General features: G+C 31.1%; 16 protein-coding genes. 11 read left to right on the top strand and 5 right to left on the bottom strand.

Annotated elements, in window-relative coordinates; translation table 11 throughout:
- Positions 1–34 precede the first annotated feature (34 nt).
- Positions 35–3,052: an FG-GAP-like repeat-containing protein gene (locus ES045_RS02950; protein ID WP_147112181.1), complete on the top strand. Its 3,018-nt coding sequence runs from the start codon at positions 35–37 to the stop codon at positions 3,050–3,052.
- Between the two features lie 939 nt (positions 3,053–3,991).
- On the opposite strand, the gene ES045_RS02945 is transcribed toward ES045_RS02950, so the two are convergent.
- Together ES045_RS02945 and recF are read right to left on the bottom strand one after the other, a co-directional pair.
- A complete protein-coding gene (locus ES045_RS02945) occupies positions 3,992–4,288 on the bottom strand; it encodes a DUF721 domain-containing protein (protein ID WP_147112178.1) in 297 nt (98 codons plus the stop codon).
- Positions 4,289–4,399: 111 nt separating this feature from the next.
- Positions 4,400–5,479, bottom strand: coding sequence for a DNA replication/repair protein RecF (recF, locus tag ES045_RS02940; RefSeq protein WP_147112175.1), 1,080 nt, complete (start codon positions 5,477–5,479; stop codon positions 4,400–4,402).
- Positions 5,480–5,592: 113 nt separating this feature from the next.
- On the opposite strand from recF, the gene ES045_RS02935 reads away from it, so the two are divergent.
- From ES045_RS02935 to ES045_RS02905, 7 genes are all read left to right on the top strand, one after another.
- Complete coding sequence (locus ES045_RS02935) at positions 5,593–6,357, top strand: tetratricopeptide repeat protein (RefSeq protein ID WP_147112172.1); 765 nt, start codon at positions 5,593–5,595, stop codon at positions 6,355–6,357.
- Positions 6,358–6,439: 82 nt separating this feature from the next.
- On the top strand, positions 6,440–6,946 hold the full coding sequence (ribH, locus tag ES045_RS02930; protein WP_147112169.1) for a 6,7-dimethyl-8-ribityllumazine synthase: 507 nt from the start codon (positions 6,440–6,442) through the stop codon (positions 6,944–6,946).
- Between the two features lie 147 nt (positions 6,947–7,093).
- Positions 7,094–7,369, top strand: a complete 276-nt coding sequence (locus ES045_RS02925; protein ID WP_147112166.1) for a riboflavin synthase subunit beta — start codon at positions 7,094–7,096, stop codon at positions 7,367–7,369.
- On the top strand, positions 7,369–9,183 hold the full coding sequence (gene mutL, locus ES045_RS02920) for a DNA mismatch repair endonuclease MutL (protein ID WP_147112163.1): 1,815 nt from the start codon (positions 7,369–7,371) through the stop codon (positions 9,181–9,183). The genes ES045_RS02925 and mutL overlap by 1 nt, the downstream gene beginning before the upstream one ends.
- A 2-nt stretch (positions 9,184–9,185) precedes the next feature.
- Complete coding sequence (locus tag ES045_RS02915) at positions 9,186–9,917, top strand: rhomboid family intramembrane serine protease (protein WP_147112160.1); 732 nt, start codon at positions 9,186–9,188, stop codon at positions 9,915–9,917.
- Positions 9,917–10,771: a rhomboid family intramembrane serine protease gene (locus ES045_RS02910; RefSeq protein ID WP_147112157.1), complete on the top strand. Its 855-nt coding sequence runs from the start codon at positions 9,917–9,919 to the stop codon at positions 10,769–10,771. The genes ES045_RS02915 and ES045_RS02910 overlap by 1 nt, the downstream gene beginning before the upstream one ends.
- The gene (locus tag ES045_RS02905) at positions 10,772–11,782 is read left to right on the top strand and encodes an endonuclease/exonuclease/phosphatase family protein (protein WP_147112154.1); all 1,011 of its coding nucleotides are present in this window, start codon (positions 10,772–10,774) and stop codon (positions 11,780–11,782) included.
- A 6-nt stretch (positions 11,783–11,788) separates the two neighbouring features.
- Here ES045_RS02905 and ES045_RS02900 read toward each other — a convergent pair whose 3' ends face one another.
- The gene (locus ES045_RS02900) at positions 11,789–12,958 is read right to left on the bottom strand and encodes an NAD(P)/FAD-dependent oxidoreductase (RefSeq protein ID WP_147112151.1); all 1,170 of its coding nucleotides are present in this window, start codon (positions 12,956–12,958) and stop codon (positions 11,789–11,791) included.
- A gap of 389 nt (positions 12,959–13,347) precedes the next feature.
- Between ES045_RS02900 and mtaB the strand changes: the two genes are divergently transcribed.
- The 3 genes from mtaB to ES045_RS02885 are packed head-to-tail and all read left to right on the top strand — an operon-like array spanning position 13,348 to position 16,344.
- Positions 13,348–14,682, top strand: a complete 1,335-nt coding sequence (gene mtaB, locus ES045_RS02895; protein ID WP_147112148.1) for a tRNA (N(6)-L-threonylcarbamoyladenosine(37)-C(2))-methylthiotransferase MtaB — start codon at positions 13,348–13,350, stop codon at positions 14,680–14,682.
- Positions 14,683–14,738: 56 nt separating this feature from the next.
- The gene (locus ES045_RS02890; RefSeq protein ID WP_147112145.1) at positions 14,739–15,398 is read left to right on the top strand and encodes an alpha/beta hydrolase; all 660 of its coding nucleotides are present in this window, start codon (positions 14,739–14,741) and stop codon (positions 15,396–15,398) included.
- Between the two features lie 43 nt (positions 15,399–15,441).
- On the top strand, positions 15,442–16,344 hold the full coding sequence (locus tag ES045_RS02885; protein ID WP_147112142.1) for a lytic transglycosylase domain-containing protein: 903 nt from the start codon (positions 15,442–15,444) through the stop codon (positions 16,342–16,344).
- Position 16,345: 1 nt separating this feature from the next.
- On the opposite strand, the gene ES045_RS02880 is transcribed toward ES045_RS02885, so the two are convergent.
- Both ES045_RS02880 and ES045_RS02875 read right to left on the bottom strand, forming a co-directional pair.
- Positions 16,346–16,543, bottom strand: coding sequence for a YwbE family protein (locus tag ES045_RS02880; protein WP_147112139.1), 198 nt, complete (start codon positions 16,541–16,543; stop codon positions 16,346–16,348).
- Positions 16,544–16,635: 92 nt separating this feature from the next.
- Entirely contained in the window at positions 16,636–16,827 is a 192-nt protein-coding gene (locus ES045_RS02875; protein WP_100945515.1) for a cold-shock protein, read from the bottom strand.
- Positions 16,828–16,901: the final 74 nt, after the last annotated feature.

Here is a 16,901-nt window from a genome sequence, read left to right as displayed (position 1 = left end):
GAAATTTTTATTTTTTTAAGATGTACACATAATAATGAAAAACTATAAATTTATGTTTAAACACACCCTTATTCTAACCTTTTTGTGCACACTATCTTTACAAGCACAATTTACATTCGATTCCAACACACCCGCAGCTGTGGCAAATAATATCGCTTTAGATGCGAACATTACCTTAAATTTTAGTGACAATACGAAGACTGCTAGTATTACTGCAGCAAATATTGTTATTACAGGAAGATACACTGGTATTATTGCAGGTGTCTTTTCTGGTGGTGGCACCAAAACTGTTGTCTTTAACCCTACAACTAACTTTAAACCCGGCGAAGTAATTGCCGTAACGCTTACGGCTGCTATCTTAAACAGCACAGATGCTGTTTTAACAAACCCAACAAGTTTTAGTTTTACCTCCAAAAGCGCGCTGAATGCTTTTACGCCTTCTTGGACCGATAACTATGTTGCAGATGATGCTATTGAGAGTAGCTATACTTTACCAGTTGATATTGATGGAGATGGAGATATGGATCTTGTTTCTGGTGGGTTTAGATATCAAAAAATAAGTTTACATAAAAATGACGGCAATGCAAACCCTAGTTTTACCACTACAATTATAGCAGAATACGGTGCGCCAACAAAACCAAGACAGGCTTTTGCCTCCGATATAGACAATGATGGAGATATGGATATTATTACACTTAATGTTAATACGGGTAAAACTATTATAGAGATAATAACTCTAAAGAATAATGGTGACGGTTCTTCTTGGGAAAAAAATTTATATCACTATTCCGGAAGAGTTCCTGCTGATCTAAAAGGCATCCCATCTATTTTTATGGCTGATATTGACAATGACGGAGATGTGGATTTAGCAGTTGCTTCAGCCAATTACGCAGGTAAAAGTTATTGTATGTGGTTTGAAAATATAAGTGGTACTTTTTTACAAGAAAATGCACATCGTATTAAATATAATTCTGATTATAAAAATTCTATTTCTCTAGCTGATATTGATAATGACGGTGATATAGATGTAATTGTAGCTTCTTCAAATACCAATACTATTTCTTGGTATAAAAATGATGGTAGTGCAGACTTTTCAAATCAAATAGACATTACAACCAGTGCAACTTTAGCGCAAGCTATTTATGCAGCAGATATGGATAATGATGGTGATATAGACATTATTGCCGTAAAAAAAAACACCATCTCTTGGTATGAAAATGATGGCAGTGCAGACCCAACCTTTGCGGAGGAAAATATTGCTACGGGGGTGCCAAGCAGTAGTGAAATGTGGCTTTTGCATAATAATTCCATAGCTATTTCTGCCGCAGATATTAACAATGACGGCCATATGGACATTCTTTCAGCTAAATCTTGGTATCTAAATGATGGGAATGCAAATCCGTCTTGGACTGCCGCACAATTTAGAACTAGCACAAACGACATAAGATCTATTTATGCCGCTGACATGGATGGTGATGGAGACATGGATATTCTTGCTACGTCGTTTGATGATAGCGAGATATCTTGGTATGAAAATAGCATCACCAATACTTGGGATGGAAGTGCTGGAAATGCTTGGGGTACGGGTGAAAATTGGGATACGGGTGTAATTCCAACAACCGTAGCACCTTTTGAAAAGATTGTAATTCCGGGTAATTTAACTAATTACCCAACAGCAGCTAATGCGGTAGTAGTTACTTCTGTGGATATGACTTCGGGTAGTTCTTTAATTGCTTCAAATACATTTTCGGGAGAAATCAACTATAAGCGGAGTATAGGGAGTACTAATTGGCAATTTATTTCTTCGCCTGTTAGCGGGCAAGATATTGACGCTTTTATAGGAGCGCAAAGTGTGGCTGCTGGTACTGATGACAATAGAGGTTTATCAGATTATAACAATACTACAGAAGCGTTTACTTATTGGCAAGCAGGAACTACCAATTCTGGAAATTTTGTTTTAGGCGATGGGCGCGCAATTAAACTATCAGAAACCGAAGACATTACTTTTACAGGCACTCTTTCTACTGAAAAAGTAGACATTGCAATAACATCAAACACAAACGGCTTTAACTTAATTGGCAACCCGTATCCTTCTTATATTGCTGCAAATACAGGTGCAGATGCAGTTAACAATCTTTTAACAATAAATGATGTAGATAATGATTTTTTAACTGAAGCTACATTGTGGTTATGGGACCAATCTAACGAATCTTACACAACCAAAAACTTAGCTTCTGCTGCTTTCTTTATTGCGCCTGGGCAAGGTTTTTTTGTAAGTGCTAATGGCGATAAAACGTTCCGTTTTACAGAAGAAATGCAAAGCCATCAAGGTACAGATACCTTCCTAAAAACAAACAACAACAGACCAGAAATAAAAGTATCAATATCTAACGGAACCGTTTTAAAACATGCAGAAATCTATTATATAGCAGGAACCACAACCAGTTTTGACAACGGATATGACAGTTCTATTTTTGGGGGATCCAGTCAAAACTTTAGCCTATACACGCATGCTGTTGCAAATAGTACGGGTAGAAAACTAGGAATTCAATCGTTGCCAAACTCAGATTATGAAAGCATGGTAATTCCCATTGGTATAACAACTGCTGCCGATATAGAAATTACTTTTTCTATAGAAACTTTAAACTTACCAAAAGGTCTTAAAGTGTATGTAGAAGATAGAGAGAACAATACTTTTACACGTTTAGATCTTACTGGCACTAACTATTCCTTTACGCCAAAAGAAGCTTTAAACGGCGTTGGCAGACTTAATCTACATACCTCAAACAGTACTTTAAGTACAGACGAAACTAGTGTCTTTAAAGATGTTACAGTTTATAAATTGAATTCTGAAGTCTTAAGAATAACAGGGTTGCCAAAAGGAAAATCTTCTATAAAACTATTTAATCTTTTGGGTCAGCAAATTTTGTCTACTTCTTTTCAATCTAACGGAACTTACAATGCGGCTTTGCCTAAAAGAGCGGCAGGAGCTTATATTTTTCAAATTGAAACAGAAAAAGGAAAATTAAATAAAAAGATAATCTTAGAGTAAAAAGTGATTAATATTTAGGTATACAAGATACGAAAGAAGAAATTACACGTAAAAAAGTTATTAAAAACACAGCACAGTTAACATAACTGTGCTGTATTTAAGCCGTTAAGCATCTATCTAATTTAAACCCTCAAAGAACACAAGTTGTACGCACCAAAGCTACTGGAGTAAGATTTTAAAGTACGCTAATAGAAAGTACACAAGAATTTGAAAACGATGAAAACTTTGCTCATTTAATTGTTTTCAGTTTTATGGCGTGTAACTCTAGACCTACTAGAACATTCATCATTAAATTAGAAAGAACATAATTTCTTAAAAGATGTTGCTGAAGAATGGCGAGGTTTTTTTGGCTGAATCAAAATATACTCAAAACTACAGTGACTTAAATGCTTTACTAACTGAAAGACTTACATCAGATAATACTGTTTCCTAAAAGGCTGGCTTATATATGTCATGCTATATTGATACAATAATTATTATGACGACTATTCTATTGTTAGAGTATATGCGAAGTATTTAAAATTTATATTTTAGAGTTTTCTAAAAAGGAAAACCAACAAAAGAAGAAAATAACAAACTCTCATTTAATTCAAGTGTTATTTCTCATTCACAACTTTTGAAAAATTATTGTCTTTGGAATTTTGTTTTTAGTAGAATCGTGGAAATTAATAATACACGATGTCTAAGTGATGCGCCACAGAAAAAAATAGCCGAAAAGATACTGAATAAGATAAAACGTATTTTAGAAAACAGGTACTAGAAAACCTATGATAAATGATTATAGGTTAAGAAATAAAGTCAGTGACCAAAACCATATAAATTAATTACAGGTTTTAGCCTATAAATAAAAGTCCTCGCAGCTTTTCTATTCGATTTTAATTTGCAAAATTACGTGCTTAAAACGTAAAAAATAGATACAAACCCATTCGCAAAAAAAACTTAAACCAATAACAATTTAGAAATCACTTCCTCTCCTATCTCTTCATTCATCATTTTTACAATTTTCTCTTTTCCGTAGCTTAATTCTTCCCGCAATACAGAAGATGTTAAGTGTATTACTAAGGTTTTGTTTTGCAGTTTTACAGAAGTTGTGTGCGTTGCCACACCTTGCCCCATCATTTTAGTCCAAGTTTCTTCAATTTTTAATTTTTGCATTCCTTTTGTCAAATTATTTTCTTTGATAAAAAGTTGCATTAAATCTTCTATAGAAAAAGAATCGTTTTCTCTTTTAGACATTGTTCTTTGGCTTTTGGCTGATTGTTATTTTTATAAAAATATTTATATTTTCAATTAAAAAGACTTCGACGAGCGCTGTCTGACTGACTTTAAAAATTTAAAAACTAAAAATTATAACTTAAATATTTGATACGGTTTGTTACTCTGTTTTACAATATTCTCGGTTCTTTCTGAATGCGTATCTGTAATAAAAATTTGTCCGAACTCATCATTATTTACTAAATTGATAATTTGTAAAACTCGTTTTTCATCTAATTTATCAAAAATATCATCTAATAATAATATAGGAACTACCTTATTTTGTTGCTTGATAAACTCAAACTGCGCAAACTTCAACGCAATTAAATACGATTTTTGCTGTCCTTGTGATCCAAATTTCTTAATAGGATATTCACCAATATCAAAACTTAAATCGTCTTTATGAATACCAGACGACGTGTACTGCAATATTTTGTCTTTTTCTAAAGACTTCTGTAATAAGTCTTTCATTGAAAAATCATGTAACTGACTTTTATACAAAAGATTCACATGTTCTTTGTCATCTGAAATCACCTGATACTTTTGGTTAAAGATAGGAATAAATCCCTCTAAAAAAGATTTTCTAACCTCATAAATTCTAGACCCGTATTCAGAAAGTTGCTCGTCATACACGCTTAAATTTAAAGCATCGAAAGTTCTATTTGCTGCAAAGTATTTTAACAACGCGTTTCTCTGACTTAATACCTTATTATAGGCTAATAAATCTTTTAAGTAATTCTTATTTTGTTGAGAAATGACACCGTCTATAAATTTTCTTCTCGTGTCACTTCCTTCTGTAACTAAATCTCTATCTGCAGGTGAAATAATAACCAAAGGTAATTGCCCAATATGATCCGAAAATTTCTCATAATTCTTCCCATTTCGTTTTAAAACCTTCTTTTGTCCTTTTTTTAAACTGCAAACAATTTTCTCATTTCTATCATTTAAAACATAGTCTCCTTCTATCATAAAAAAAGATTCACCATGTTTTATATTCTGAATTGCGACAGAATTAAAATAACTTTTAGCAAAAGACAAATAATAAATAGCGTCTAGCACATTGGTTTTACCAACACCATTATCTCCCACAAAACAATTTATTTTCTGCTGAAAATCAAAAGATTGCGATTCTAAATTCTTAAAATTAAGTAAAGAAAGTTTCTGTAAATACATGAATAAAAAAGGGTCTTTAAAAGGATTTGCAAATTATTGAAAATTTTGCGAATTATGTCCTTTTAAAATCCAATTAAAAAAACTATTTTTGCGGCACTAATTTTTAAGGAAACATGGCAACTTACAAGAAGAAATATAAAGCAGAAGGTAAAAAAGAACAACAACAGGTAGACGAATCTGAATTCGAAACTGCTGGTGTTTTAAACACTTTAGATGAAACTGCTTCGAGATCTGAAAAATGGATCGAAAAAAACAGCAAACCTTTATTCTATGCTTTAGTTAGTGTAGTAGTTATCTTTTTAGCATACTTAGGATATACTAAATACATCTCCGAGCCAAATGAAATTGAAGCTTCTAACGAATTGGCTTTTCCAAGAAAATATTACGACCAAGCTGCTACAGCAGGTTCTGGAATCGATTCTTTGTTAACTTTAGGTTTAGAAGGTGCAGATGGTAAATACGGTTTCTTAGACATTGCAGATTCTTTTAGCGGAACAAACGCAGGGAATTTAGCTAATTACTATGCAGGTGTTTCTTATCTAGAGATGAAACAGTATGACAAAGCAATTGAGTATTTAGAGAGATTTAATTCTGATGACGAAATGTTAGGTCCTGTTACTTTAGGTGCTGTTGGAGACGCTTTTGCAGACATCAACCAACCAGAAGATGCTTTAGACTATTATGTAAAAGCTGCGAATAAAAAAGACAACAACTTTACTTCTCCTTTATTTTTATACAAAGCAGGAATGACTGCCATGGAATTAAAGAAGTTTGATAAAGCGGAATCTTTATTTATTAAAATAAAAGAAAACTACCCAACATCTGACCAAGGCAGAGATGTTGAGAAATTTATAAATGCTGCTAAATACGCTCAATAATTAGTTTTGAGTTTTAAGTTATAAATTTTTAGTTAAACTTTATAACTAACAACTAAAGACTAAAAACTAAGAACTTAAAAATATGGCAACAACAAACTTATCATATTACGATAAAGATACAATCCCAAATGCGAAGTCTTTTCGATTTGGGATTGTTGTTTCTGAATGGAATCCAGAAATTACAAAGAATCTTCAAAATGGCGCAATTGAAACTTTACTAAACTGCGGTGCTTCCAAAGAAAATATTGTTTCTTGGGATGTCCCTGGAAGTTTCGAATTGGTTTATGGCTGTAAAAAAATGATTCAATCGCAGCAAGTAGACGCTGTCATTGCAATAGGAAATGTAATACAAGGAGAAACAAAACATTTCGATTTTGTTTGTGAAGGTGTTACACAAGGTATTGTAGATTTGAATATTAAATATGATGTTCCTGTAATTTTCTGTGTCTTAACAGACAATACAAAACAACAATCTTTAGACAGATCTGGCGGAAGCTTAGGTAATAAAGGAATAGAGTGTGCTGTTGCTGCAGTAAAAATGGCTGCCTTAAAAAATATAGATAGAAAAAACGAAAACATCGGTTTTTAACACCTATACATTCTTCATTTATTTAAGAATACTTTTAACATCAATTTTAGTAGGTTTCCTTTAAATTCTTTAAATTTGAAATGCTTTTACAATTGGTATGAAAATTGATTTATTTTAAAAATATATGCACCAATTATTTCTAAAATTATGGGATTTTTAAAACGTACAAATAAGAAATTTGATTATCAGCCTCTGTATTATAAAGGAAAAGGAAGTCCTTTTAAAATAGAGCACAAACTAGATCTATACAGAACTACAACAGGTAAAAACAAAAGCTTAAAAGGTAAGTTTGGTGATGCTATTGGCGATTTAAAAAATCCTAATAAAACAACTAACAAAACACTTTTAATTATTATTGCCGTTTTAGTTTTAATCTTTCTTTACATCATCGATTTCGATTTATCTATATTCATAAATAAATAATGTCTGATATTATTCAACTTTTACCAGATCATGTAGCAAACCAAATTGCTGCAGGTGAAGTGGTACAGCGTCCTGCTTCTGTAGTAAAAGAACTACTAGAAAATGCAATTGATGCAGGTGCAACCAATATAAAATTACTAATAAAAGATGCTGGTAAAACCCTTGTTCAAGTAATTGATGACGGCAAAGGAATGAGCACAACAGACGCTAGAATGAGTTTTGAACGTCATGCGACTTCTAAAATACAGAAAGCAGAAGATTTATTCAATTTAAATACCAAAGGTTTTCGAGGGGAAGCTTTGGCTTCTATTGCTGCCATTGCACATGTAGAGTTAAAAACAAAACCTACCGACGAAGAACTAGGAACGTGTATAAAAATTGAAGGAAGTAAAATAGTTTCTCAAGAATTTGTTTCTACCGGTAAAGGGACTAGTTTGGCGGTAAAAAACTTGTTTTATAATATTCCTGCAAGAAGAAATTTCTTAAAATCAGATACCGTAGAAACGCGTCATATTATTGATGAATTTCAGCGTGTGGCTTTGGCGCATTCAGATATTTCCTTTTTATTACATCACAATAATAACGAAGTATATCACCTTAAAAGCGGGAATCTTCGTCAGCGTATTGTGGCTGTGTTTGGAACTAAAATGAATGAAAAATTAGTTCCTATTGACGAAAAAACAGACATTGTCGCTATTGAAGGTTTTGTTGCAAAACCAGAATTTTCTAAAAGAAAACGTGGCGAACAGTTCTTTTTTGTAAATAACCGATTTATAAAAAGCTCGTATTTGAATCATGCTGTTGTAAGTGCTTTTGACGGTTTACTTGAACAAGGAGCACATCCTTCTTACTTCTTGTATTTAACCGTTCCTGCAAATACAATTGACATCAACATTCACCCTACAAAAACAGAAATAAAATTTGATAACGAGAAAGCTTTGTACGCCATGTTGCGTGCAACAGTAAAACATAGTTTAGGACAATATAATGTTGCACCAGTTTTAGATTTTAATAGAGACGCAGGTTTAGATACACCATATGCTTTTAAATCGGATGCTAAACCGGGAGCTGTGCCTAAAATTTCAGTGGATCCAGACTTTAATCCTTTTAGAGAAGAACATCAAAAAGAAATGAATTTTCCTTTTAAAAGGGAAAAGCAAACAGAAAGTTGGGAATCTTTATATACTTCTGTAGACAGCACTTTAGAGCAGCAAAATGCCAGTTTGTTTGAACATCAACAAGAAGAAAAAACACAAAAAACATTTCAAATTCAGCGTAAATATGTCATGAGTTTGATAAAATCTGGTGTGGTTTTAATAAATCAATCTTTAGCACATCAAAGAGTACTTTATGAGCAATTTTTAGAGAGTATTACCGTTAAAGAAGCAAATAGTCAGCAATTATTATTTCCTGTAAAAATATCTTTTTCTTCCGCAGAAATAGAAATGATTTATACAATAAAAACAGAATTAGAAAATGCTGGTTTTTCTTTTGATGAATTTACAAAAGACAGTGTGACTATTAAAGGGATTCCTGTCTCTGTAACCGAGAGTAAAATCACTATTATTTTAGAAGAATTGTTAAATGATATTAATTTAGAAGTACCAGATGCTAGTTTTAGTCATTTTGATGTAATGGCTAAGTCATTTGCAAAAACATTGTCTATAAAAACAGGCACACTTTTATCTGAAAGAGAGCAAGAAAGTTTGGTAAATAACTTATTTTCTTGTAAAGAACCAACTGTTTCTCCTTTCGGTAAAGCAACATTTAAAACACTAACATTAAACCAAATAGACAATCTATTTAATAGTTAAATATGGGTAAACTTACAGACGGTATAAAACACATTATCATCATCAATGTAATCTTATTTGTAGCTCCGCAATTGTTGCAATTAGATGTTACAAATATTTTGGCACTCCATTTTCCTAAGAATGAACATTTCGGAATTTGGCAATATGTTACACACATGTTCATGCACGGTAGTTTGCCGCATATCTTATTTAACATGTATGGTTTATGGGCATTCGGAACACCTTTAGAGCAAATGTGGGGGAGAAAAAAGTTCTTATTCTTTTACTTTTCTGCAGGTCTTGGTGCAGGCCTAATTTATACCTTGGTAAACTATTATCAGTTTAATGGTATTTACGACCTTTTTATAAATGCAGGACTTAACAATGCTGATGTAATTTCTATCTTAGAAAAAGGAACTACTGCTGGTTACAATTTAAACGATGCCATTACACAAACTCAGTTTGATAAAATTTACAGCTTATACCACACACCTGCCGTTGGTGCTTCTGGTGCAGTTTACGGAGTTTTAGTAGCTTTCGGACTATTTTTTAAAGACGCAAAATTAGCTTTGATCTTTTTACCAATTCCAATCGCTGCAAAATACTTTATTCCTATTATGATTTTAGGTGATTTATTCTTCGGAATGACAAAGTATTCTGTTGGTAATATTGCCCATTTTGCACATATTGGTGGTGCTTTAATAGGATTTATTATTGCTTACTATTGGAAAAGAAATCAATTTAAAACGAATTAATGAGTTTTATAGACACCTTAAAATACAAGTACAAATCGGGTACAATAATTGAGAAATTAATATACCTAAATGTTGGTGTTTTTGCACTTACGCTATTAATTACCGTTTTTCAAGGCTTATACAAAGGGCAACAGAATTTTTTGATGCAATGGTTTTCTTTAGATGATAATCTAAATGAATTCATAACAAAACCTTGGTCTATCATTTCCTACGGATTTTTACATGCAGACTTTATTCATCTTCTTTTTAACATGATTACGTTGTACTTTATTGGCAATCTTTTCATTCAATATTTTACACAGAAACAAGCCTTAACTTTCTATATTTTAGGAACTTTATTTGGCGGAATGTTATATTTAATAAGTCAGAATTATTTTCCTCTTTTTGAAGGAATGAATACAACTTTAGTGGGCGCTTCTGCAGGTATTTCTGCAATATTTATTGGTATTGTAACATACATGCCAAATTATCAAATTAAAATTCCCTTGTTAGGATTTTTAAAAATATGGCATTTGGCAGTAATTTGGTTGGCTTTTGATGTCATAGGACTTGTTGGTGAAAATGCTGGTGGTAGTTTTTCACATTTAGGCGGAAGTTTATTTGGTTATTTATATGTAAACCAAGCTAGTAATAAAAAAACAGTGTTTTCTAACATGTTTTCATCCTTTTTCAAAAGAAAAGAGAAACCATTAAAAACAGTTCATAAAACTGCTAAAAGAAAACAAAATACAGTTAAAACTCCCGGACCAAACCAAGCACAAATAGATACAATTTTAGATAAAATCAGTAAGTCTGGTTACGATACGTTGACCAAAACTGAAAAAGAATTTTTATTTAAACAAGGAAAGAGATAAATGAAGAACTTATCCTTTTTAGACAAAATTCTTTATCTAGCAAACTCATTAATTGCAACGCTACTTTTATTATCTTTTCTGTTGCCTTTTGTTTCTCCAAGAACAATACCTGCTTTTGCAATATTAAGTCTTTTTGTTCCAATTTTATTGATTATAAATGCTGCTTTCGCAATATATTGGCTTGTTAAATTAAAAAAACAGTTTCTTTTATCTGCTATTATTTTAACCGCAGGATGGCTTTTTTCAAGTCCGTTTTATAAAATTTCTGACAATAATTCTTCATTGAATTCAGACTTAAAAGTGATGAGTTACAATGTGAAAACATTTGACCTTTTCAATAAAAAAAATGATACCGAAGAATCTAAAAATGGTTTCGATTTTATAGCTACCAAAAACCTTGATGTTTTAGTCCTGCAAGAATATTATCAATCTTCAAAAGTAAAGCTATCTTTTCCATATAAATATGTACAATTTAAATCTAAAAACGGAAAATATGGATTGGCAATTTATTCGAAACACAAAATAATAAATTCTGGTTCTTTAAATATTCAAAGCAAAGGTAATAACATTATTTTTGCAGATATCTTGAAAGGAAAAGACACGATTCGCATATACAATGCGCATTTCGAATCTTTAAGAATTAAGCCGAATGAAGAGAATTTTGGACAAGAAAATTCTGAAAAATTAATAAAAAGAATGGCTAGTTCATTTAAAAAACAAGCAGCACAAACTGCCTTATTTTTAAAGCATGAACAACAATGGAAGGGTAAAAAAATAATTTGTGGAGATTTTAATAATACTGCCTATTCTTGGATGTATCATGAGATTTCTAAAAACAAAAAGGATGCTTTTATAGAAGCTGGTAAAGGTTTTGGAAAGTCATACAATTACTGGTTTCCGTTAAGAATAGATTTTATTTTAACAAATGAAAATGCCATTGTAAATCAGTTTTTAACTTTTTCTGAAGAATATTCAGACCACTTCCCTATTCAGGCTAAAATAAACTGGTAGGAAAAATTAGTAACTTCTTTTCTTTATTATTTTATATGATTTTAGCTGAATTATTTTTTTAGACAAAATTACAATTCCTAAAAAAATACTTTTAAACCTTGCCATTCTTAAAGAAAAATGACTAAATTTTAATAATTTTCCAAATTCTTTATGAAGATCAGCTTCATATTTCTTTAGTGAAGATTTAGAGAAATTATTGTCTTCTAAACACCTTTCTATATTTTTTGCAGCAATTATACCAGACATCATTCCTGTACCTACGCCTTCTTTGTAAAAAGCATTTGCCAAACCTGCTGCATCCCCTACTAGTAAAAAACGATCTCCAATAATATTTTTATTTCCGAAATAAAATGGAATTGTACCACCTCGCCAAGAACCAACCTTAGTGGCATTGGCAAATTTATTTTTTATATTTTTGTTTGTTTTTATAATATCTTCAATTTCTGCCACTAAATTAATGCCCGAATTCTTAATTAGATCTGAACGACCACCAATACTAACATTTACTTGTCCGTCAATTAATGGAAAAATATAGAAAAATAAGAGCGTTTTCTTATAAATCAACCGTATCTCTGCTTCGTTTTCTAAAGGTATATTTTCTACATCTTTAAAATATGCACTTATAAAAGTTGACATTAATTTTGAATCTAGCTTATTCTTTGCTAATTTTCTAGATACAATAGATTTTGCCCCATCTGCTCCAACAACTATCTTAGAAAAGATCTCTTTACCGTTTTTTAATTTAATAGAAATACCATCTGGCTTTGTCTCTATCTCTTTTACACCATTACCAAAATCTTTAGATGCATACGTATTAGATAAATGATGAACCAAAAAATAATCGAAATCTATACGTTTTGCATAAGTAATAATTATATTTCTATTTTCACTTTCCTTAAAATCTATATGAACATTACTATTTATATGCAGCCTTACTTTATTACTATGTAAAAACTTAGGATGTTCTAGGAAACTACTAAACAGTTCTTCTCCTAAAATCTTCATCGCTTTATAAGCATACAGAATTAAACCATCTCCACAGGTTTTATCACGTGGAAAAATCGATTTATCTACAATATAGTGTGGTATCTTTAACTTCGTTAACATTAAGGAAGTTGCCGCTCCAGAAGGTCCTGCTCCAATAATACAAACATCTGTTTTATAAACTTGACTCATAGTAACAACAAATATAATACATATCAATTTTTCAAAACTATAATTGCACTCAACATTGCAATATGTAATTGATAGTTTTATTTGTTTCAACCAATATTATTCGCTTTCTTTTTAAAACTGTGCATAACATCATTTAAATTAGTGTACCCAAGTTTACCTTAGTACTTTCTGTTTAAACTAGTTTTCTTCCTCCTTACAATTACAAATTGACTCATTATTTTTATTAATTCACTTTATAATAAAATAGGATAATTTTAAAACATACTACTTCAAAAAAAATATTCACAAAAATCTTAGAACCTATCTAAACTCAATTTACTAATAAGTAGTCTTTCTCTTTCAAAAATCCTGAATAAAACCGTACTTTTGCCAATGCAAAATACCCCAAAATGAACGCAGAAAAAAAAGTTGCTTTTTATACTTTAGGTTGTAAGTTAAACTTCTCTGAAACATCTACTATCGCTAGAAATTTTGTAAATGAAGGTTTTGAGCGTGTAGAATTTGAAGAGAAAGCAGATGTTTATGTTATAAACACTTGCTCAGTTACAGACAATGCAGACAAACGTTTTAAGACGATTGTTAAAAATGCGTTGAAAAAAAATGAAGACGCTTACCTAATTGCTGTTGGGTGTTATGCGCAATTAAAACCAGAAGAATTAGCTGCAGTAGATGGTGTAGATTTGGTTTTAGGAGCTACAGAAAAATTTAATGTAACTTCTTACATTAACGATTTAACTAAAAATGATATTGGCGAAGTCCATTCTTGTGAGATCTCTGAGGCAGATTTTTACGTTGGTTCTTATTCGATTGGAGACAGAACTCGTGCCTTTTTAAAAGTACAAGATGGCTGCGATTATAAATGTACCTATTGTACAATTCCTTTGGCAAGAGGAATATCAAGATCAGATACCTTACAAAATGTTATCGATAATGCCATAGAAATTTCTTCTAAAGGAATTAAAGAAATAGTCTTAACAGGCGTAAATATTGGCGATTATGGGAAAGGTGAATTTGGTAATAAAAAACACGAACATACTTTTCTAGAATTAGTAAAAGAATTAGATAAAGTAGCAGGAATTCATCGTTTACGAATTTCCTCTATAGAACCAAATTTATTAAAAGATGAAACCATCGATTTTGTTTCGAAATCTTCTTCATTTGTACCTCATTTTCATATTCCTTTGCAATCTGGTTCTGATGAATTGTTAAAGAAAATGAAACGGAGGTATTTAAAAAACACCTATACAAACAGAGTATCAAGAATAAAAGAGGTAATGCCAAACGCTTGTATTGGTGTAGATGTTATTGTTGGTTTTCCTGGTGAAACTGAAGAACTTTTCTTAGAAACATATAATTATTTAAACGATTTAGAAATTTCTTATCTGCATGTTTTTACTTATTCTGAAAGGCCTAATACTGAAGCTGTAGAAATGGACGGCGTTATTCCTAAGAAAGTAAGAGCAAAAAGAAGTAAAATGTTACGTGGTTTGTCTGCTAAAAAAAGACGCGCTTTTTATGAATCTCAACTAGGAAATACGTTAACGGTTTTATTTGAAAGTGAGAATAAAGAAGGTTACATACATGGTTTTACAGAAAATTATGTAAAAGTAAAAACACCCTGGAATCCCGAATTAGTGAATACTTTACACGAAATAACGTTAACCGAAATTGATGAAGATGGTTCGGTACGTTTGAATTTTGTAGAAGAATTAGTTAAAAATTAACACCTCAGTGCACTTAAAATAGCACCTCTTTTTATACTTTTACCGAAAAACATCACTTGAAGAAAATCCCTATTTACTTTATGCCTGGTTTGGCAGCTGGACCAGAAATATTTGAGAACTTAGAATTAGATTTAGAAAAATATACGCTTCATTATTTAAAATGGATAAAACCTCTTGCAGTAGAAGAAGATATCGACAATTATGCGTGTAGATTAAGTGATGAAATCAAAGAGAAAAATCCTGTGTTGGTAGGCGTTTCCTTTGGAGGAATTTTGGCACAAGAATTGGCCAAATTTGTAAACCCAAGAAAGGTTATCATTATCTCTAGCGTTAAAAATCAAGATGAATTGCCAAAAAGATTCAAATTTGCAAAATTCACAAAAATTTATAAATTTTTTCCAACCAAAGTTATCGAAAACTTTGAAGATTATACCGTCTATTTTTTAGGTAAATCTCTAACAAAAAAAGCGAATTTGTATAAAAGATATCTTTCTGTTAGAAATAAAAGATATCTAAAATGGTCTATTTATAATGTTATCAAATGGCAACAATTAAAACCAGTTGAAGACATTGTTCATATTCATGGCACAGAAGACACCGTTTTCCCTATTAAAAACATTAAAAATGCAATAGAAATCGAAGGAGGAACGCATGTAATGATTTTAACAAAGGCTAAAAAAATATCAAAAATTATTGATGACGTTTTAACTTGTTAATACACGTCGCTTTTCATACATTTATATCATAAAATTGCAAAACATGAAATATTCTCAACGTATTCTTTCGCTATTAAGTGTAACTATTGTAACACTACTTTTTTACAATGGCATTCACAAATCGGACTCAGATCCTGAAACACAGACACATAAAACATACAAAATTAAGACACTAGGAATTCCTAACGGACTTAATTTAGCAGGAGAAAGGGTTCCTATAGAAATTAATGATGTAAAAGAAAGAATGGAAAGAGAGTTGTTGGTAAATACGTACTGGCAATCTAACGGAATTTTACTTATTAAAAGAGCCAACAAATACTTTCCTATTTTAGAACCTTTATTAAAGAAACACAACCTACCAGATGATTTTAAATTTTTAGCCTTGGCAGAAAGTGGTTTTACAGATGAAACATCTTCTGCAGGTGCAGCAGGAATGTGGCATTTTATGAGAACCACTGGTAAAGAATATGGTTTAGAGATTAATGATAATGTAGATGAACGTTATAATATAGAAAAATCTACTGAAGTGGCTGCAGAGTATTTAAAAAAATCGAAAGCACGTTTGGGTTCTTGGACCTTGGCAGCTGCCGCTTACAATGCTGGTAATTATGGTATTTCTAGAAGAATAAAAGCACAACAAGTAGATAACTATTATGATGCATTGTTGCCAAATGAAACGGAAAGATATATTTTTAGAATATTAGCTTTAAAAGAAATTATAACGAATCCTAAAAAATATGGTTTTGTTTTCGAGGAGAAAGACTTATACACTTTTGAAGAAACTAAAACCGTAAAAGTAGATACTGTAATTTCTAATTTAACGGTATTTGCTAAGAAGTTTGGTATGAATTATAAAGAGCTTAAGATTCATAACCCATGGTTACGTGAGAATAAATTAAACAACCGAAGTAGAAAGTTGTACGAAATTAAGGTTCCTGTAAAATAATTTATTCAATAATATTTTGAACTCTACCAACTAAACCAGATTCTAACTGAACTTTAATTCCATAAGGATGGTTTAAAGATTTTGTTAGAATCTTGCTTACTTTCCCTTGACTTAATTCACCAGAAATTTGATGATGTTTTTGTACTATTTCTACAAATAATCCTATTTGTATATTTTTTCTTTGTCTTCCGTCAATCATACTTAAACTTTAAAATGATAAAATAAAAAAAGCCTATCAATTATTGATAGGCTTTTAGATAAAAAATTAACTAGTAATAAAATAATATATAATTATATAACTCTTACGTTTACTGCGTTTAATCCTTTTTTACCATCTTGTAAGTCAAATTCAACTTCATCGTTTTCACGAATTTCGTCAACTAATCCTGACACATGTACAAAATGTTCTTTGTTGTTTCCTTCTTCAGTAATAAATCCGAATCCTTTAGACTCATTGAAAAATTTTACGGTACCTTTATTCATAATAGTAATATTAAATGTGTTGCTTGTTTAATTACTAACAACGTTTATTGAACTGCAAATGTAATGCCATTATT

Source organism: Polaribacter sp. IC073 (assembly GCF_007997075.1).
Lineage (GTDB): Bacteria > Bacteroidota > Bacteroidia > Flavobacteriales > Flavobacteriaceae > Polaribacter.
Note: the sequence above shows the minus strand (reverse complement) of the source record. Positions and strands in the feature narration are given on the sequence as shown.